Source organism: Confluentibacter flavum, assembly GCF_002843175.1.
Lineage (GTDB): Bacteria > Bacteroidota > Bacteroidia > Flavobacteriales > Flavobacteriaceae > Confluentibacter > Confluentibacter flavum.
On the sequence record NZ_PJEO01000050.1, the window covers coordinates 26685 to 48653 of the forward strand.

Genomic DNA, 21969 nt, shown 5'->3' on the forward strand with positions numbered 1-21969 from the left:
TAAATAAAGAAGAGAGAGAACGATGACTACTTTTTTAACAATTATAGTTTTAATATTCATTTTAGTTGCTATCTGGCAAATGGTGAAGATATTCGATTTGGCTCAAGCTAAAAATGAAAATTCTCAAGTAGCAACCGATAAGGATAATACAATTAATGCATATTTAATGATGGGCTTTTTGGCTTTCATCTACATAATTACCATAGTGTGTTTTGTTAAATGGGGAGATTTGCCATTAATGTCAAATTCAGCTTCAGAACATGGGCCCCAAATAGATAATTTGATGATTATCTCTATGGTACTTATCTTTTTTGTGCAAACGGTTACCCAATTTTTACTACACTATTTCGCTTATAAATACAAAGGTGAAAAAGGTAAAAAAGCATTGTTTTTTGCTGATAATAACAAGTTGGAATTTATTTGGACCATCATCCCAGTAATTGTTTTGGCGGGATTGATTATATATGGTTTGAATACGTGGATAAATATTATGGGAGTAGATGAAAGTGAAGATCCATTGATTGTAGAATTGTATGCGCAACAATTTAACTGGAAGGCTAGATATGGTGGAGAAGATAATACATTAGGTAAAGCCAATGTGAGATTGATAGATATAGATCGCGCCAATATCTTAGGTATAGATGAAGGAGATCCTAATGCACAAGATGATATTATTACAACGGAATTACATTTACCAGTTGGGAAACCTGTATTGTTTAAAATGCGTTCTCAAGATGTATTGCATTCTGCTTACATGCCTCATTTTAGAGCACAAATGAACTGTGTGCCTGGTATGATCACTCAATTTGGTTTTACACCAACAGTTACAACTGCTGAGATGAGACAAACTCCTGATATGGTAGATAAAGTTGCTAACATTAATAAAATTAGGGTGGAGAATAGTAAAGATTTAGTTGCTAAAGGAGAAGAAGCTTTATCACCTTATGAGTTTGATTACTTATTATTATGTAATAAGATTTGTGGTAAATCCCATTATAACATGCAAATGAAAATAGTTGTCGAAACCCAAGAAGAATATGATGCTTGGATTAAAGAACAAACTACATTCAAAAATTCTCTAAATTAACTAATTAAAAAGATAAACACGATATAAGATTATGTCAGCACACGAAGATAATCACGCCCACGAAGCTCATGACGACCACGGACATCATCATAAAGAAACATTTGTAACTAAATATATATTTAGTCAAGACCATAAAATGATTGCTAAACAGTACCTAATTACAGGTACAATAATGGGAGTTATTGGCGTTTTAATGTCTATGATGTTCCGTATGCAAATTGCATGGCCAGAAGAACCTAATGTTTTGTTTGAGGCATTATTGGGTAAATGGGCGCCAGAAGGCGTTATGGATGCAGACATCTATTTAGCGTTAGTAACAATTCATGGTACTATTATGGTATTTTTCGTATTAACTGCCGGGTTAAGTGGTACATTCAGTAATTTACTTATTCCGTTGCAAATTGGTGCGAGGGATATGGCATCAGGATTCCTTAATATGATTTCTTATTGGCTATTCTTTTTGTCAAGTGTTATTATGGTTATTTCCTTATTCGTTGAAGCGGGACCTGCAGCGGCTGGTTGGACAATTTATCCACCATTAAGCGCATTACCAATGGCTCAAGGCGGTTCAGGGATGGGCATGACTTTATGGTTGGTATCTATGGCTATTTTTATTGCTTCTTCATTAATGGGATCCCTAAACTATATAGTAACCGTTATTAACTTACGCACTAAAGGAATGTCTATGACAAGACTTCCCTTAACTATATGGGCATTTTTTATTACTGCAGTAATTGGTGTTATTTCTTTCCCAGTATTGTTATCTGCAGCGTTACTATTAATAATGGATAGGAGTTTTGGAACATCATTCTTTTTATCTGATATTTTTATTCAAGGTGAAGTATTACATTACCAAGGTGGTTCGCCCGTTTTATTCGAACATTTATTTTGGTTCTTAGGCCACCCAGAAGTGTATATCGTTATTTTACCTGCTATGGGTCTCGTTTCTGAAATTATGGCATCGAACTCACGTAAACCTATTTTTGGCTATCGCGCCATGATTGCCTCTATACTGGCCATTGCGTTTTTGTCAACCATTGTATGGGGTCACCATATGTTTATTTCTGGTATGAATCCATTCCTTGGTTCCGTTTTTACATTTACAACCTTATTAATTGCGATTCCATCAGCTGTAAAAGCCTTCAACTGGATTACCACACTTTGGAAAGGTAATTTACAAATGAACCCTGCGATGTTATTCTCAATCGGTTTTGTGTCTACATTCATTACTGGAGGTTTAACGGGAATAATTTTGGGAGATAGTGCCTTAGATATTAATGTACATGATACGTACTTTGTAGTAGCACATTTCCATTTAGTAATGGGTATTTCTGCACTGTATGGCATGTTTGCGGGTATTTATCATTGGTATCCGAAGATGTTTGGTAGGATGCTTAATAAAAATTTAGGTTATATACATTTCTGGATTACAGCCGTGTGTGCCTATGGTGTTTTCTTCCCCATGCATTTTATAGGTATGGCAGGATTACCAAGAAGATATTATACCAATAGTAACTTTCCGTTATTTGATGATTTGGCCAATGTAAATGTGATAATAACCATATTCGCCTTAGTTGGCGGCGTAGTACAAATATTATATTTATATAATTTCTTTAGTAGTATTTTCTTTGGAAAGAAAACCGTTCAAAATCCATGGAAATCTACTACATTAGAGTGGACTACACCTGTTGAACACATGCATGGTAACTGGCCAGGTGACATTCCTCACGTATATCGTTGGGCATATGATTATAGTAAGCCAGGACATGATGTCGACTTTGTACCTCAAAATATTCCATTAAAAGAAGGCGAAGAAGAACTTCAGCATTAAGAATTTATTTTAATTAAACAAAAAAACTCATCCCAAAAGGATGAGTTTTTTTGTTTAATTACATTTTTTTTCGATGAAACGTAAAATAATTTAATTAATATCGTTGAAATACAAAAAAATGCGTTAAATTGCACTACTATTAAGAATTTTATATGAATTTCTTAAAGAAATTAATTATAGTCTTTTTAGTGTAAATGTCTATTAACTCAAATCTATAACTGACCAATGTTATGAAAAAAAACTACTCATTTAGATATGTAAAGTTTTTTGCAATCTATAGTATGGTATTCCTTTGGGCTGCCTTAAAAGTTAATGCCCAGTGTCCAACTGTTAACGATCCAGCCCCAACAATTCTAGATGCATCAGGATACACTTTTGCAGATTTAAGTGCCGACTTTGTAACTGATAATGGTGGAGGTATATCATGGTACAGTAATTCAACGGGAGGGACTCTTTTTAGTTCTACACAACTAGTTTCAGAAGGAACATATTATGCTGATGATAATTCAGGAGCATGTGGTCCAAGAACTGCTATTGTTGTTGATATTCAGGTCAATAGATCGGGTCAGCCATTAGATGGGATTTATTGTAGTAATGAAAACCCAACAGTTCAAACTTATATTGATGATGTCTTGCAACCAAACATACCATCTGGTGGTTCAATAGAGGTCTATTATGATTACGAATTAACAGATTTAGCAAATTCTACAGATCCCCTGTCTGACTTTTATACTTACTACATAATTTTTGTTGATAGTTTGGGAAATAAAAGCCAAATTGAATTCGGAGATACAATCGTTGTTGATTCCCCAGCCGATCCAACGCCTTCTGGATCTCAAATTTTCTGCTCTGATACAAATCCTACCATAGCTAATTTAGATCCCGGAACTACATCATCTTTTAGGTGGTATCAAAGTTTAGATGGGTTTGGAAATCCAATTCTTCCAGCTTTGTCACCATCTACCGCATTAGTAAATGGAAATACCTATTATGTAATAGTTGATGACTTTTGTAGGAGTAATGCCGTTTCTGTATTAGTCAATATTAATCAACCTGTTGATGCGGGAACTTCAGCAACTTTAGAATATTGTGATGATAGTATTCCAGCTGCTCCCTTTGATTTATTTGATGAGCTTGGCGGAACACCAGATACAAACGGAACTTGGTCAGGTCCTTTGCCAACCTCAAACGGAAATCTAGGTACAGTTGATATTTCAACACTTACAGCTGGAATTCACACATTTATATATACGGTTCCGAGTAATGGTGCTTGTCCACAAGACTCAGCCAATATAACCATTACAATATATGAAACGCTCACTTCGGGAACGGTTTCACCAACAAGTCCAGCTACGTTTTGTGAATCTACTGCATCAGCTTCATTTGATTTATTTTCACTTCTTGATAATGAAGATGTTGGAGGTCAATGGACTCAAGGAACTTTAAGTTCAGATCCTATAGTTCCAGATCCATCAACTACTAATTTTACTGGATTAACACCTGCAACATATAATTTCACATATACACAGAATCTATCTACACCATGTCCAGAAGAATCAACAACGGTTCAAATAGTTATTTTACCTGACCCAAATGCTGGTAATGCAGTAAACCAAACATTTTGTGAAAATGATTTAGCTACAAATTCGCCGTTTGATTTATTTGATGCTTTAGATGGCTCTCAAGATAATAACAGTGGTACATGGACAGATGCAAGTAATGCAACCATTTCTAATTCTTTAGATTTAACAACGCTTACGGTGGCTGGAAGTCCCTATTCATTTAATTATACGATTGATAATGGCACGTGTTCAGATACAGAAACCATAACAATAACCATACAACCTGCTCCAGATTCTGGAACACCAGTAGCAACTTTCCCCGACTATTGTGAAGGAAGCGCACCAGCAAGTTTTGATTTGTTTACGTTATTGGATAATGAAGATCAAACAGGTACTTGGTATGTTGGAACTGATAATTTAGGAGCCACAATTTCTAATCCAGTTGACTTATCGACTTACACGGCTAATACCTATAATTTTACTTTTGATGTTGATGCCATTGGAACTTGTGATGATGCTTTGGTCACTGTTTCAGTCACAATCAATCCATTACCAAACACAGGCACTCCAATTGCAGCCGTATTTTGTGAAAATGATTTAGTTGCTAATTCGCCTTTGGATTTATTCGGACAATTAACAGGTGAAGACTCAGGAGGAACTTGGATCGATGATGATACAACAGGAGCTATAATAAATGGAAGCGATGTCGATTTAACTTTGCTAACTATAGGTTCTTACAATTTCACATATACTATTACTAATGCGAATACTTGCGTCAATAGTTCTACGGTAACAGTTACTGTTGAGGATGCACCAGAATCTGGAACAGCAAATACGCCAGTTGAATTTTGTTTAGCTGATATAACAACAGGACAAACCTATAATTTATTTGATTTATTAACAGATGAAGACCAAACAGGAACTTGGAGTGACGATGATGCAACAGGAGCCTTAACTGGAAATAGTGTAGCGCTTGATGATTTAACTCAAGGAACTTTTGACTTTACTTATGATGTAGCCGCTATTGGAACTTGCGACGATGTAAACGTGACTGTTTCAATAATTATAAATGATACAGTAGCGCCAACCGCAGCAGCAACACAAGAGTTTTGCGATACAGCAACAGTCGCCGATTTGGTTGCTACAGGTACAGCCATTCAATGGTATGCTGATGCAACAGGAGGAACACCTTTAGCAGGCACAGATGCTTTAGTAGATGGGGAAGATTACTTTGTTACACAAACAGATGCAACAACAGGTTGCGAATCTTCAGTAAGAACTCAAGTAATTGCAACCATATATCAATCTCCAAATGCTGGAAACCCTGCTACACCAATTGTTGGTTGTAATAACACAACTATAGATTTAAATGCAGGTTTAGATGGTACTCAAGATATTGGTGGAACTTGGTATGAAGGTTTAGATAATACTGGAACTGTGGTTGCTAGTCCTACTACTTATGATGTTACAGGATTTTCTGTTGGAAATTATCAATTCACTTATTATGTAACAGCTAATGCTCCGTGTGTGGATGATTTTACTACAATAACAATAACTATTGAAGCGCCGTTAAGTGCTGGAACAGATAATGTCTTAGATGTTTGCAGCAACAATGGAACAACAGATTTATTTACACTTTTAGGTAGTGCAGATGTCGGAGGTACTTGGTCGCCAGCTTTAGCTAGCAGTACAGGTGTATTCGACCCATTAGTTGATGCGCTTGGAACCTATACATATTCATTAACTAATGCTTGTGGAACGGTTTCGAGCGATGTGGTTGTTACCGTAACACAAGCCCCAAATGCAGGAACAGATAACCCAGCTAATATTTGCGTCATAGATGGTGTTACAGATTTATTCACATTCTTAGGAAGTTCAGCACAATCCGGAGGGACTTGGTCACCAGCTTTAATAAGCGGCACAGGAGCGTTTGATCCATTAGTAGATACAGCAGGGGTTTATACATATACGGTTACTGCAATTGCACCGTGTTCTCCAGATTCCAGTGCGCAAATAACAGTTACGATTAGTGATAGTCCTGCCCCCATCGTTTTAGATGCTAATCCAGAATTTTGTTTGGTTGATAACCCAACGGTTTCAGATTTAGATGCTGCCATTAGGGTAACAGGAACCATTAGTTGGTATGCAGACGCCACCTTAACAACGCCTTTAAATGCAACAGATGCTTTGGTGAATGGTGAAAATTATTTTGCCAGACAAACCACAGGTTCCGGTTGTGAATCATCACAAAGTGTTGAAATAACGGCAACAGTTAATAATGTTGCTACCCCAACTTTAATCGATTCTGATTTAGAATTATGTATCAATGATGACCCAACTATTATGGAGTTAACAGTAAATATTTCAGAGTACGATTCAAATCTAAATAATGTGAATTGGTATGATACGGCAATAGGCGGGACGCCACTTTCTAGCGGTGTGTCATTAAGTAATGACGTAACATATTATGCGACATTATATGATGCATCAACAGGTTGCGAAAGTAGTGTGCGTTTAGCATATACTACAGACTTAACTTCGTGTGGCGAATTGGTGTTACCGGATGGTTTTTCACCAAATGGAGATGGTGTTAACGACACGTTCGATTATAACAACCTCGATATTTTACATCCCAATTTTGAAATCCAGATTTTCAATAGATACGGAACGGTTGTTTATAAAGGAAATACGAGTACACCGCGTTTTGATGGGACGTCCAATCAGGGTGGTATAGGAAAGAAGCAACTACCGGTAGGTGTTTATTTTTACATATTCAACTTCAACGATGGTACAAATAAACCAAAACAAGGACGCTTATACTTAAGCAGATAATTTTTAGATAAATCAAAAATTTAGAAACGATGAAAAATTTAAATATATATCATAAAATAGCTGCTCTAATAAGTTTGGCATTCTTGTCACTACAAAGCTTTGCACAGCAAGACCCACAATTCACTCAATATATGTACAATATGAGTGTCATTAACCCAGCGTATGCAACGGCCGATGAAGGTATTTTAAACTTAGGTGGATTATATAGAACACAATGGGTAGGCTTTGAAGGTGCTCCAAAAACAGGAACCTTTTTTGCCCATACACCAATAAACAATAAAATTGAGTTGGGGGTATCTTTCACAAACGATAATATAGGTGATATTGTAAATGAAAACAATATCTATGCAGATTTTGCTTATGTATTGCCAGTTGGTTTAAAAAGTAAATTGTCCTTAGGTTTAAAAGCTGGATTTACCATTTTCGATACTGATTTCAATGGATTTAATTTACAATCGGGTGGTCCGGGAACGGATATTGCCTTTAACGAAAATATCAGCAGAACATTCCCCAATTTAGGAATAGGTGCTTTTTTCTTTACCGATAATTATTATCTGGGTTTGTCCGCTCCAAATATGTTGTCAACAAAACATTTAGAAAACGAAAATGGGATTAAAGCTACCGGAGTTGAAAGTGTTCATTATTTCTTAACGGGAGGTTATGTGTTTGATATTAATGAAAACTTGAAATTTAAACCTGCTTTCATGGCAAAAGGAGTAAGCGGTGCACCGATTGCACTGGATTTAACAGCCAATGTGTTAATTCAAGAACGGCTAGAAGCTGGTTTAGGTTATAGATTGGGCGATGCCGTAAGTGCATTGGTTAATTTTAAAGTAACCCCACAGCTTAGAATTGGTTATGCTTACGATTATACAACAAGTAACTTAAGTAACTATAATTCGGGGTCACACGAAATATTTATTTTATTTGATATTGATTTATTCGGACTTAAAGGCGGTTATGATCGTTCACCTAGATTCTTCTAAAATTAAAGACACCACAGATGAAAACAAATACATACATACTAGCAAGCCTTTTATTAGTTAGTGGAGTTACATTAGCACAAAAAGGTGATTTAAAACGAGTGGATAAGCTTTTTGAAATGAGAGCTTATAACCAAGCAGCCGAAATTTATGAAACAAAAGAACGGACGCAACAAGTACTTCAAAATTTAGCCGATAGTTATTACTATAATGCCAATTTACAAAAGGCCGTGAAAACGTATAGAGAACTATTTGTTGCTTATGGAGATTCTTTGGATTTAGACTATTATTTTAGATATGGTCAGGCTTTAAAAGGTATTCAAAATTATGATGAAGCAGATAAATATTTAAAGACTTACTATAACAAAGATTTGAACACTGCGGCTTTTATTGAAAAAAACACCAAAACAACACCGCATAATTTCAGTCTTAAACAAGTTGAAACTGAAAACTCTTATAGCGATTTTGGATTGTCTTTTTATGGTGATGATAAAGTGGCTTTTGCTTCAACAAGAAATACTGAAAGTCCCAACTATGTATGGAACGATTTGCCTTATTTAGATTTATACTTAGCAACAATATCAAATAATGGTAATTTAGAAAATGTGGTGCCTTTTTCTGATGCGATTAATACAGATTCCCATGAAAGTAATGCGGTTATTACTAAAGATGGTAAAACCATGTATTTTAATAGAACAAATTCAAACCGAAAAAAGGGTGATGAAGATAAAATAGCGCATGTTAAAATTTACAAAGCCGAATTGGTAGATGGGAATTGGACAAACGTTACAGCATTACCTTTCACGTCTAATTCATACAGTACAGAGCATCCAGCATTGAGTAAAGATGAAAAAACGCTTTATTTTGCTAGTGATATGCCAAGTACTTATGGAAGTTTTGATATCTACAAAGTCGCCATTAATGAGGATGGTACTTATGGCGAACCTGAAAATTTAGGAGCAACTATAAATACCAAACAAAGAGAACAATTTCCTTTTATAAGTGATTATGATGTGTTGTATTTTTCATCCATTGGTCATGAGGGTTTTGGAGGTTTGGATGTTTTTAGAAGCAATACGGTAAACGCGACTTTTGATGCTCCTGTTAATTTAGGAAGCACCATAAACAGTGGTTTAGACGATTTTGCGTATGTTATAAAGGAAAAAGATAATAAGGGATTTGTGTCATCCAATAGATCAGGTTTCGATAGAATGCTTGCTTTCACAAGAGAAGAAAACATTCTAACCAAATACCAAGTAGAAGGTGTTGTTCAAGATAAAAACAGTAAAGAATTATTGGCAGGTGCTTTGGTAACCTTGTTTGATGAAGCTGGAAACGTTATTCAAGATTCTCTAATTGGTGAAAAAGCTGGCTACTTATTCAAAATAGAACCTAACAAAAAGTACAAAGTAAGAGGAACACTTAAGGCGTACATTCCTCAAGATGTTGAGTTTTCAACTGATAGCGAAGGCAAGGTTCAGCATAATATTTATTTATCATTAGAATCGTTTTCTGATGTTGAAGCACGAGTTAAAAAAGATGAAAAAGGTGAGTTGAAAGTTGAGTTGGATAAAATTTATTTCGACTTTGATGCTTCTAAAATACGTACTGATGCTGCAACCACCTTAAACGTATTGGTAGATTTAATGAAAAAATATCCTTCCATGGAAATAGAAGTGTCTGCACATACAGATGCTCATGGGAATGATCAATATAATTTGGAATTATCTAACCGAAGAGCTGCTTCTACGTTAGAATATTTAGTAAACAAAGGAATAGATAGAACCCGATTGAAAAGTATTGGTTATGGCGAAATGCAGCCACTAAATAATTGTACAGAACCAAATATGTGTACCGACGAAGAATATGATGTCAACAGACGTTGTGAGTTCAAAATTTTAAATTAATCCAATTCCTGCGAATCCCGATAGTTATCGGGAAGGAATCTCATGATGAATTATCAAAGACCTTTGCATCAAATTTTCATTTGCAAAGGTCTTTTTTCTTTATATTTGCTTATGTCATTCCTGCGCAGGCAGGAATCCACTATTTTAATATTTTCACAATAAAATAGATTCCTGCCTCCGCAGTAAGTTGCTATGAACGAAAACCTAGACCCAACAAACGATAATTTTTCTCCTGAAGAACTTGATGTAGAAAAAAAGTTAAGACCCCTAACTTTTGAAGATTTTACGGGTCAAGACCAAGTCTTGGAAAATCTTCAAATTTTTGTACAAGCAGCAAACTTACGTAGTGAAGCTTTGGATCATACGTTGTTTCACGGACCTCCAGGATTAGGAAAAACCACATTGGCACATATTTTAGCAAACGAATTGAATGTTAGCATTAAAGTAACATCAGGCCCTGTTTTAGATAAGCCAGGAGATTTAGCAGGATTACTTACCAATCTTGAAGAACGCGATGTATTATTTATTGATGAAATTCATCGCTTAAGTCCCATAGTTGAAGAATACCTGTATTCCGCGATGGAAGATTACAAGATAGATATTATGATAGAATCTGGACCAAATGCCAGATCGGTTCAAATAAATCTGAATCCGTTTACGTTGATTGGTGCCACAACACGTTCCGGATTGTTAACAGCACCCATGCGTGCTCGGTTTGGGATTCAAAGTAGATTACAATATTACAACACACAACTTTTAACCACGATTGTGCAACGAAGTGCCACTATTTTAAATGTGCCGATTTCTATGGAAGCTGCTATAGAAATTGCAGGTAGAAGTAGAGGAACACCCCGAATAGCCAATGCACTGTTGCGACGAGTTCGTGATTTTGCACAGATAAAAGGCAACGGCAGCATCGATATTAAAATTGCTAGATTTGGTTTGGAAGCTTTAAACGTGGATGCTTTTGGCTTGGATGAAATGGATAATAAAATTTTATCCACTATCATTGACAAGTTTAAAGGCGGGCCAGTTGGTATTTCTACCATTGCAACAGCTGTTAGTGAAAGCACCGAAACCATTGAAGAAGTTTATGAGCCTTTTTTAATTCAACAAGGCTTCATCATGCGAACTCCTCGAGGACGGGAAGTTACCGAATTAGCCTATAAGCATTTGGGAAAAATTAAAAGCGGCACCCAAGGTGGGTTGTTTTGATTCTAAAGACAGGTCGCAATTTTATCTGCAAATTCGTGATAAATAATGATTTGTGTTATTTTTTGACTTAAAATTCGTATTTTAGATATTGGAATTTCCATTTTACATTATTTACGGATTATTCCTGACTGATTTTTACTAACCAAAATTTCTTTCACATGCCTATTTTTATGGATCGCCATATTGTTCCGGGAATTGAAGCAAAGCATGCTGCGGAAGCACATCGTGAAGATTTAAAGATCCAAGATCTTTACGGTTGCAGGTGTATGACCTATTGGGTGGATGAAGCTCGGGGAAGCGCCTTTTGTTTAATTGACGCCCCTAATGAAGAAGCTGTTATTAAACTGCACGAAAAAGCCCATGGACTATTGCCCTACGAAATTATACAGGTAAACAGCAATGTAGTGGAAGCTTTTCTGGGTCGGATACACGATCCGGAATCCTATTCTCTGTCTTCTGGTGAAAACTTAAAAGTCTTTAACGACCCTGCTTTCCGCGTCATATTGAAGACCCAAACATCCAACCATAGACTTTTGGTGCACACGTATGGATTGGAGAAAGCCCAAAAATTGGTGAACCTCTATAATCAGACAATACAGGAACAATTAAAAAAACACGAAGGGCGACAAGTGGAATTACCTGATCCTGGTTGTGTGATTTCCTTTATATCGGTGTCACAAGCCATTCAGTACGCTATTTCGGTTCAAAAGAGTCTACATTTGGCGGCTGAACTTCTTGATTTACGTATCGGGATTCATGCAGGAATTCCAGTGGATAACAATAATATGATCTTTGGCGACACCATGAAGTTTGCAAACTATTTATGTGGTATAGGTAAAGGAGGACAAATAATTATGTCCTCATTAATCCATGAACTTTCAAAAGAAGATCATAACAGAATGGAAGGCAGTTCTTTTATAGTAAATATAGATAGTTTCCAAGAAAATATATTGGAGCACCTTATGAATACATTGCTTGACAATTGGCAGGACCAAAAGTTCGGTGTCAGTGATTATTGTAATGCTATGGGCATGAGCCAATCCCAGCTTTATAGAAAATGTTTGGACATAACGGGCATTTCCCCAAATGAATTATTACGGGAATTTAGGCTGAACAAATCATTGGAGTACTTAAATACAGCCAGGAATATTTCCGAAACTTCTTTCGAATGCGGTTTTAACAGTCCATCATATTTTACGAAATGCTTTCAAAACCGGTTTGGTCTCCAACCTTTGGCTTTTCTTAAGATTGGTGTTTAAATGCGATTGTATTTTACAAACATTGGGTTTAGGAATGCTACAATTTTGAACGGTAACAGCATAATTTTGAAGGGTCTAACCTTTTAAATTTTTCTGATATGAAAAAGTTGTTAATCTTTATTTATGGAACAATGGCCTATATCGTATTTCTTTTTACGTTTTTATATGCCATAGGCTTTGTGGGAAACATTCTTGTCCCGAAAACAATAGATTCCGGGATTCAATACCCTTTTTGGGAAGCTTTAGCTATAAATGCAATTTTATTGAGTGTATTTGCAATTCAACATAGCCTTATGGCGCGACCGGCATTTAAAGAAAAATGGACACGTATTATACCAAAAGCCATGGAACGAAGCACCTACGTTTTCTTTTCCAGTTTTGCCTTGCTGTTGTTATATTGGCAATGGCGCCCCATAAATACAATTGTCTGGGAAGTTGAAAATTCGACCCTTGTACTTATTATATTGGGTATTTTCGTTATAGGATGGCTCATCGTACTACTTTCAACTTTTATGATTAATCATTTTGAACTGTTTGGTTTACAGCAGATATACAATAATCTGAATAGCAAAACTACCAAGCCTATGATCTTTAAAGTGAATTTTTTCTATGGCGTGGTGAGGCACCCAATTATGTTAGGGTTTTTGATCGCCTTCTGGGCTACACCTGTTATGACGGTAGGCCATATGCTGTTCTCCATCATGACAACCCTTTACATTTATGTTGCAGTTAAATATTTGGAAGAAAAGGATCTGCGGAAATTTATTGGGCAGGAATACGAGGCATATCAAAAGAACGTACCCATGTTTATCCCTTTTACCAAAAAGCACGCTAAAAAATCATTAACTAAAACAACAGAACTATGGAAGCAGTAATGGAAAACAAAACAAATGCATTGACCGAAAAACTGAACCAGATTTTTGAAAATTGTGAAAAAAGAGCGGCACATTACGATGCCAACAACCTATTTTTCCAAGAGGATTTTGAGGAGTTGAAAGAAGCGGGCTATTTGTTGCTTGCCGTCCCCATTGAGTTTGGAGGTTACGGAATGTTAATGGACGAATGTGAGGCCATGACCCGAAAATTGGCATACCATGCAGCTCCTACCGCACTTGCACTGAATATGCACATTTACTGGACGGGTTTGATTGCTGATTTATGGAGAAGCGGCGACAAGTCGATGGAATGGGTCTTGCAAGAAGCAGGCAAGGGAAAAATATTTGCTGCAGGACACGGCGAATCGGGTAATGATATCCCAGTTTTGTATTCAACCTGTAAAGCAGAGAAAGTTGAGGGAGGTTACAAATTCACAGGGCATAAAATGTTTGGAAGTCTAACTCCAGTCTGGGATTACATGGGTTTGCATGGACAGGATAATAGCGATCCCAGCAATCCGATGATCATCCATGCCTTTTTGCCAAGGGATTCCAAAAATTACGAGATCAAAAAAACCTGGGATGATGTTTTGGGAATGAGAGCCACCCGTTCAGACGACACCATTTTGAGTGGTGTAATTATCCCCGATAAATATATTGTCAGAAAAGTTCCAACGGGTTTTAAAGGCATTGACGGTTTTGTCCTTGGGATTTTTGCATGGGCATTGATAGGTTTCGGAAATGTTTATTATGCTCTGGCGCAACGGGTTGTAGACATGGTTCTAGCCACTGTGCAAAAGAAGAAATCCATTTCATTGGATCGTCCTACCATGGCTTATCATTCCGGAATTCAGAGCGATATAGCCGATATGATTTTGGAATTAGAGGCCATAGGGCCACATCTCGACACAATAGCTAGAGAATGGAGCGAGGGCAAAGCGTACGGGACAGCTTGGGGAATAAAAATATTTGCGGCAAAATGCCACGCCGTTGAAGCTTCATGGCGTGTTGTGGATAAAGCAATGGATGTTATGGGTGGCTATGGCCTTTCAAGAAATTCTGGCTTTGAACGCTTATTTCGCGATGCGCGTCTGGGTAAAATTCATCCTGCCAATAGTTATATTACGAGAGAAGTCATTGCAAAAGGTATATTGGGATTGGATTTGGATTATCAGCCAAGATAACTTAACATGAAAATTCAATTTTATTGAGTTTCTCACTAAATCTTCTAAAAAGGAATCGCAATTTAAATTCCCTTTTTAATCGTATTTTAGCATTCAACAATTAAAATTGAACGTTAAAACAAAACATACCCAATTCATCAAAACCGAAGCCAAACGCCTCGGTTTTTTGTCTTGTGGCATTAGTAAAGCTGGTTTTTTAGAAGAAGAAGCTCCAAGGTTGGAAAAATGGTTAAATAAAAACATGCATGGGCAAATGCAGTATATGGAAAACCATTTTGATAAACGCTTAGACCCTACGAAACTGGTTGAGGATTCAAAATCTGTTATTTCATTATTACTTAATTATTATCCTAGCCAAGAGCAAACAGCCAATAGCTACAAGCTTTCTAAATACGCTTATGGAACCGATTATCACTTCGTTATAAAAGACAAATTAAAATCACTTTTAAATTTTATTCAAGAAGAGATAGGCGATGTTCATGGGCGCGCGTTTGTGGATTCCGCTCCTGTTTTAGATAAAGCTTGGGCGGCTAAATCAGGTTTAGGGTGGATTGGAAAACACAGTAATTTATTAAGCCAACAAGTTGGCTCATTTTATTTTATTGCCGAGTTAATTGTTGATTTGGAGTTAGAATACGATTTGCCAACAACCGACCATTGTGGTACGTGTACTGCTTGTATTGATGCTTGCCCCACACAAGCCATTACAGAACCTTATGTAGTTAATGGTAGTAAATGTATTTCCTATTTTACTATAGAATTAAAAGAGCATATCCCTACCGAGTTTAAAGGAAAAATGGATGATTGGATGTTTGGTTGCGATGTGTGCCAAGATGTATGCCCATGGAACCGATTTTCAAAACCACATAACGAACCATTATTTAATCCGCATCCAGAATTATTATCCATGACCAAAAAGGATTGGGAGGATATCACGGAAGACGTTTTTAATAAAGTGTTTAAAGATTCCGCAGTAAAAAGAACTAAATTTTCCGGTTTAAAGAGGAATATTGAATTTTTGAAATAAATAACACTATAAAGTTGTAAATATTTTTTTTACTATATTTTTATAGTAAATTTATTATAAATACAGGATAATACATTTAAATAAGCACTAAGTAAATTTTTATTAGAGAAATCATTATCTTCAAAATTATTTTTAAAGTATTAAGACTATTGTATTTTTTAATGAAGACCAGACCTTTCCATATTTTTTTCAGATTTTTTTCAATATCAATTCTTTTGTTTTCTTTTTCGTGTAATAAGACCGAAACCAAAGATTACACTATCGGATTTGCTCAAACAGGGGTTAATGATGAGTGGCGAAGAGCTATGAATCAATCTATGAAAATACAAACGTCCCTGTATTCAAATGTTGAACTTATTATTTTGGATGGCGAAGATAATATTGAAAACCAAATACAAGACATTGAAGAATTAATAGCTAAAAACGTTGATGTGTTGATTGTTTCTCCTGTTAAATCACAACCAATAACACCAATTGTTGAAAAGGCATTTAATAAGGGAATTCCTGTTTTGATTGTTGACAGGAAAACGGAGGGGCAAAATTATACGGCATATTTAGGAGGTGATAATTACCAAGTAGGTGTAGATGCTGCAAATTATTTGGCATCGCTATCAAACGAAAGAAAAAAGGTAGTAGAAATTCGCGGTTTATCTGGTTCTTCACCTGCTTTAGAAAGGAGTATTGGCTTTAAGACTACCATAGAAAAAAATGATAATCTAGAAATTGTTAAATCTATTGAAGGCAACTGGGAAAGTTATTCTATTAAAGATAGTTTAAGTAAAGTGTTAAATGAAATAAAAGATATAGATTATGTATTTGCACACAATGATAGAATGGTACTTGGAGCATGGGAGGTTGCTAAAGAAAAAAACTTACACAACAAAATAGGATTTGTTGGAGTTGATGGATTGCCCGGGGAAAATGGAGGTATTAAGCTGGTACAAGATAATGTGTTGTTGGCTACCATATTATATCCTACAGGTGGTGATGAAGCTATAAGATTAGCCATGAAAATTTTAAATGGTGAAAGTGTTCCAAAAAACAATCTTTTGGAAACAACAGTTATAGATTTTCGTAATGCTGATATTATGTGGAATCAGTTCAATAAAATAAACCAACAACAGCAAGATATTTTAAAACAACAAAGCACAATAGATAAACAAGAGGAAACTTATAGTTCGCAAACTAACATCTTAAAGTTGCTTTTAGGACTATTAATTACTAGTATCCTTTTGGGAGCCTACAGCATATATTCGGGGTATAATATTAAAAAGCAAAAACGCGCATTAGAACTGCAAAACAAAAAAATTACGATCCAAAGAAATCAAATTAAAAAAATAGCCGAGAAAGTTAAAATCAGTAATGAAGCTAAGGTAAATTTTTTCACAGGCTTATCGCACGAATTTAAAACGCCTATTACACTAATTCTCTCCTCAGTTGAATCTTTATCCGATAATAAATTAATTAGAGACAACAAATTAGTTCAAGAAGTAGGCTTAATCTATAACAATTCGAAACGGTTATTACGGTTGATTAATCAGTTACTTGATTTTAGAAAAATAGAAGACAGAAAGTTTGTTTTAAAAGCCTCTGAAACCAATCTATTCGATTTTACCAACACTGTTTTTAAGGATTTTGAGAGAGAAGCACAAAAACGAAACATTAGTTTTTCTATTAATTGCAATAATAAAAGCTTAAAAGTTTATTTAGATAGAAATTTAATGGACAAAGTTTATTTCAATCTATTGTCAAATGCATTTAAGTTTACCCCTAATAATGGTTCAATATCCATTGATATTAAAGATGATTTTGAAAGTAATTATGTAACCATACATTTTAAGGATTCTGGCATAGGTATACCAAACCAAGAACTAAATAATGTTTTTAAAGCATTTTACCAAGGCACGAATAACAACAAATCTAGTTCTGGTATTGGATTGCATTTATCTAAAGAATTTATAGACCTTCATAAAGGTACTATTGAGGTATTTTCAAAACATGGAGCAGAATTTGTTTTAACACTTTATAAAGGAAATGCACATTTAAATTCAGACGAAATTATTTATCTGCCCGATGTTGTTGATAGTGCTGTGTTGAGTTTCAATGTAGATTATGAGGAAGATATATTTAATCAAGATGCGGTTTTAAATGATGATGAACGCTATTCAATTTTAATTATTGAAGACAATCCAGATTTGGTTAAATACTTAAAAGGCAAATTAACACAAGAGTACAGTGTGCATGTTTCTGATGGCAGCAACGGTGTAGAAATGGCTTTAGGGCTTATTCCAGATATTATAATTTGCGATGTTAATCTTCCCGATAAAACAGGTTTTGAAATATGTGACATTTTAAAGAAAGATTTAAGAACATCTCACATCCCTACCGTTATACTAACGGCTTTAAATGACAAAGAATCTTATATTAAAGGACTAGAATCTGGTGCCGATTTATATTTAACCAAACCATTTAGTTTCGCCATTTTATCACAATCCATTAAAACGCTTATTTATAATAGAGAAAAGCTTCGCTATTATTTTGTTAACAATGTACATAATATAGATACTAGCCATTTTGGGCCTTTGGAGCAAGAATTTATTTCGAAGGTGAATAAAATAATTAATGATAATCTTGATAATTCTAAATTTTCTGTTGAGAATTTAGCCAGTAAGCTTAATATATCCAGAATTCAACTTTATAGAAAAATGAAGGCCATTATGGATGTAAACGTTAGTGATTATATTCAAAACATACGACTTGAAAAAGCTAAAATCTTGTTGCAGGATTCGCAATTAACAATTTCTGAAATAGCTTATGCTACTGGCTTTTCATCCCCCAATTACTTTTCTACCAGTTTTAAAGGGAAATTCAATAAATCGCCCAAAGCTTTTAGAGAGGAATAAATTTAAACCTAAAAACACTTTTTTAATTAGCATTTTCGTAAATTTTAGCTATAATTTTTACTTAATAGTTGATTTTATCCTTAATTTTTGCTTAGTTAAGTAATTAAATAGCTTTCTTTTTGTCAATTCAATAAATAGAGTGCTTATTCTGTGAAACAATTTTGAAAGTATGATGTAACAATATTAAACATCAAAAATTTTTATAAAAATATTATTTTTTATAATGTGCTGGTAATTAGATATTTGAGTTATTTTTAACGATTCTTTAACAATTTCATAATGTTTTGATACATATCTGAAATATGACATCAGTCTTTAAAAGTATCTTGTGAACACTAAACTAAATACACCACGCAATGAACAGAAAGATACTAATCTGGTCTATTACTGCAGCCTTAGCAGGTTTCTTATTTGGCTTTGACACTGTAGTTATATCGGGCGCCGAAAAAAAATTACAGTTATTATGGGGCTCATCCGATATGTTCCATGGCATTGTTGTTATAGGCATGGCACTTTGGGGCACGGTAGTAGGGGCCTTTTTTGGTGGGGTCCCGACCAATAGGATAGGGCGTAAAAATACCTTGATATGGATAGGCGTATTATATACCATATCCGCAATAGGATCTGCGTTGGCCAATGACCCCATAACATTTGCGATCTTTAGGTTTATTGGAGGACTGGGCGTAGGTGCATCAACCATTGCGGCACCGGCATACATCTCAGAAATAGCGCCCGCCAAGGACCGAGGTAAACTAGTAGGTCTATACCAGTTCAATATTGTATTTGGTATTCTTGTTGCATTTTTTTCTAACTACTTATTAAATAATATAGGGGAAAACGCCTGGCGCTGGATGGTAGGGGTGGAAGCATTCCCTGCTGCTATTTATACCATATTTGCATTAACTATACCGAAAAGCCCAAGATGGTTGCTTACTAAGTTTAGAAATAGTGAAGCAAAGAGCGTACTACAAATCATCAATCCAGATCAAGATCCAGAAAAGCTCATGTTAGAGATAAAGGATGAGATGGAAAATACGGTGCCAAATGAGAACATTTTTTTAAAGAAGTATAGGTTTCCGTTAATTCTGGCATTCTTAATGGCTTTTTTCAATCAGTTGTCCGGAATCAATGCACTGCTATATTATGCCCCTAGGATTTTAACGGAAGCGGGTCTTGAAGAAAGTTCAGCGCTTTTAAGCAGTATAGGGGTAGGGGTTACTAACTTGATATTTACACTTTTAGGTATTTTTTTAATAGATAGATTAGGAAGGAAACAATTAATGTTTATCTGTTCTATTGGTTACATTATATCTTTATCGTTAGTCTCTATGGCATTTTTCTTTCATTGGGAAGGTAATTCTGTTCCCATATTCTTGTTCATGTTCATAGCGGCACATGCCATTGGCCAAGGTACCGTAATTTGGGTGTTTATTTCAGAAATATTCCCCAATCATTTAAGAGGTTCTGGGCAATCATTTGGCAGTTCGGTCCACTGGGTCTTGGCCGCCATAGTACCTTCTTTAGTCCCCGTTCTATTTTCTACAATAGGTGCAGGCATGGTTTTTCTATTCTTTGCCTTTATGATGGGGCTCCAATTGTTATTTGTGATTTTTATGATGCCAGAAACCAAAGGAATATCCTTAGAAGAATTAAGTAAAAAACTAATTAAATAAGATAAATAAAATGAAAACCTTAAGAAAAACTAATCTGATTTTAATGCTTGTGGCTTTGTCCTTTCTTATTGGGTGCAAAGATAAGGACCAAAACAGTAAAAATACTGATGAACCTGTAAATGTATCCTATACAGAAGAAGAACTGTACCGTCCAAATTTTCATTTTACTCCTAAAGAGGCATGGATGAACGATCCGAATGGTATGTTTTACTATAATGGGTATTACCATTTATATTTTCAGCATTATCCTGATGGAAATGTTTGGGGACCCATGCATTGGGGGCATGCTATCAGCACAGATATGGTCACTTGGAAAGAAATGCCCATAGCCATATTCCCAGATGAAAAAGGCTATATTTTTTCGGGAAGTGCCGTGGTAGATGTTAACAATACCTCAGGATTTGGTAAAGGTGGCGGACAACCTATAATTGCCATGTTTACGTACCACGATATGGATGGAGAAAAAGCAGGTAAAACAAATTATCAATCGCAAGCCATAGCATACTCGTTAGATGAAGGTCAAACCTTTACCAAATATTCGGGTAATCCAGTTATTAAAAACCCAGACATTAAAGATTTTAGAGACCCAAAAATTGTTTGGGATTCCATACACGAAGAATGGCTTATGGTATTGGCGGCTGGTCAAAAAATTATGTTCTACACTTCACCAAACTTAAAAGATTGGAAATTGAAATCTGATTTTGGGGATGGTATAGGTGCACATGGTGGCGTTTGGGAATGTCCAGATTTTTTCCCAATGGTAGTTCAAGGAACTGATGAAATAAAATGGGTGTTGTTGGTTAGTATTAATCCAGGTGGCCCAAATGGCGGTTCTGCAACACAATATTTTGTGGGCGATTTTGATGGTAAACAATTTACAATTGACCCATCATTTGAAAAGGATTTAAATAGTTCTGAACATAAATCGATATGGATTGATTACGGAAGAGATAATTATGCGGGAGTAACCTGGGCAAATATACCAGATACTGATGGTAGAAAATTATTCATGGGATGGATGTCCAATTGGCAATATGGACAAGAAGTTCCTACCGAAACATGGAGAAGCGCCATGACGGTTGCAAGAGAAGTTGAGCTTCAAAAAATGGATGCTAGTTACAGGTTGTTATTTAAGCCTGTAAAAGAACTAACCAGCTATAGAAGCACCAAGTATAAAAAAGAATCAATAGAGATAAAAGGTAATACAAAAATTACCGATTCCAAAGTTGTTGATTTATCTAGTACGGAAATCAATTTTATAATCCCAGATTTAAAAGATAAAAGCTTCACTTTTAAACTTACCAATAAACAAGGTGACACCTTAGCGTTTGGATATGATAGTAGCGATAAAAACTTTTTTGTAGATAGAAGAAAATCTGGTAAAACAGCATTTTCAGAAAAGTTTGCAAGTCATGTTTCTAAGGCCAAAAGAACATCATTAAATCCAGATTTGTCTGCTACAATTATTCTGGACAAAACATCTATAGAGCTATTTTTTGATAATGGCGAAACCGTAATGACAGAAATATTTTTCCCGAACTCACCATTCGATAAGTTAAGTATTGAACCTAATGACCAAGAATTCGTTCTAGGCAATATTGAAATCCACAAACTAAATTTTAACTAAATTA

13 protein-coding genes are annotated in these 21969 nt (G+C 35.4%); all 13 read left to right on the top strand.

Translation table 11 applies throughout. The annotated features are described in order from the left end of the window. Window positions 1–22 precede the first annotated feature (22 nt). The 13 genes from CSW08_RS13150 (at window position 23) to CSW08_RS13210 (ending at window position 21965) form a co-directional block, all read left to right on the top strand. Entirely contained in the window at window positions 23–1087 is a 1065-nt protein-coding gene (locus tag CSW08_RS13150; protein WP_106660330.1) for a cytochrome c oxidase subunit II, read from the top strand. Between the two features lie 31 nt (window positions 1088–1118). Next, window positions 1119–2918 carry a cytochrome c oxidase subunit I gene (locus CSW08_RS13155; protein WP_106660331.1) on the top strand — a complete coding sequence of 600 codons (1800 nt, stop codon included), beginning with the start codon at window positions 1119–1121 and terminating at the stop codon, window positions 2916–2918. Between the two features lie 230 nt (window positions 2919–3148). Then, a complete protein-coding gene (locus tag CSW08_RS13160) occupies window positions 3149–7312 on the top strand; it encodes a gliding motility-associated C-terminal domain-containing protein (RefSeq protein ID WP_106660332.1) in 4164 nt (1387 codons plus the stop codon). A 29-nt stretch (window positions 7313–7341) separates the two neighbouring features. Beyond that, the gene (locus CSW08_RS13165; RefSeq protein WP_106660333.1) at window positions 7342–8298 is read left to right on the top strand and encodes a PorP/SprF family type IX secretion system membrane protein; all 957 of its coding nucleotides are present in this window, start codon (window positions 7342–7344) and stop codon (window positions 8296–8298) included. 17 nt (window positions 8299–8315) lie between these two features. After that, entirely contained in the window at window positions 8316–10202 is a 1887-nt protein-coding gene (locus tag CSW08_RS13170) for an OmpA family protein (RefSeq protein WP_106660334.1), read from the top strand. Window positions 10203–10394: 192 nt separating this feature from the next. Further along, window positions 10395–11417 carry a Holliday junction branch migration DNA helicase RuvB gene (gene ruvB, locus CSW08_RS13175; protein WP_106660335.1) on the top strand — a complete coding sequence of 341 codons (1023 nt, stop codon included), beginning with the start codon at window positions 10395–10397 and terminating at the stop codon, window positions 11415–11417. A 170-nt stretch (window positions 11418–11587) separates the two neighbouring features. Further along, window positions 11588–12676, top strand: a complete 1089-nt coding sequence (locus tag CSW08_RS13180; protein ID WP_238987270.1) for a nickel-binding protein — start codon at window positions 11588–11590, stop codon at window positions 12674–12676. 98 nt (window positions 12677–12774) lie between these two features. Beyond that, on the top strand, window positions 12775–13551 hold the full coding sequence (gene mddA, locus CSW08_RS13185; RefSeq protein WP_106660337.1) for a methanethiol S-methyltransferase: 777 nt from the start codon (window positions 12775–12777) through the stop codon (window positions 13549–13551). After that, window positions 13539–14735, top strand: coding sequence for an acyl-CoA dehydrogenase family protein (locus CSW08_RS13190; RefSeq protein WP_106660338.1), 1197 nt, complete (start codon window positions 13539–13541; stop codon window positions 14733–14735). The genes mddA and CSW08_RS13190 overlap by 13 nt, the downstream gene beginning before the upstream one ends. 106 nt (window positions 14736–14841) lie before the next feature. Further along, window positions 14842–15762 carry a tRNA epoxyqueuosine(34) reductase QueG gene (queG, locus tag CSW08_RS13195; protein WP_106660339.1) on the top strand — a complete coding sequence of 307 codons (921 nt, stop codon included), beginning with the start codon at window positions 14842–14844 and terminating at the stop codon, window positions 15760–15762. Window positions 15763–15977: 215 nt separating this feature from the next. Continuing rightward, on the top strand, window positions 15978–18665 hold the full coding sequence (locus tag CSW08_RS13200) for a hybrid sensor histidine kinase/response regulator transcription factor (RefSeq protein WP_238987266.1): 2688 nt from the start codon (window positions 15978–15980) through the stop codon (window positions 18663–18665). A 356-nt stretch (window positions 18666–19021) separates the two neighbouring features. Next, entirely contained in the window at window positions 19022–20338 is a 1317-nt protein-coding gene (locus CSW08_RS13205) for a sugar porter family MFS transporter (RefSeq protein ID WP_106660341.1), read from the top strand. Between the two features lie 10 nt (window positions 20339–20348). Next, window positions 20349–21965, top strand: a complete 1617-nt coding sequence (locus tag CSW08_RS13210) for a glycoside hydrolase family 32 protein (RefSeq protein WP_106660342.1) — start codon at window positions 20349–20351, stop codon at window positions 21963–21965. Window positions 21966–21969 lie beyond the last annotated feature (4 nt).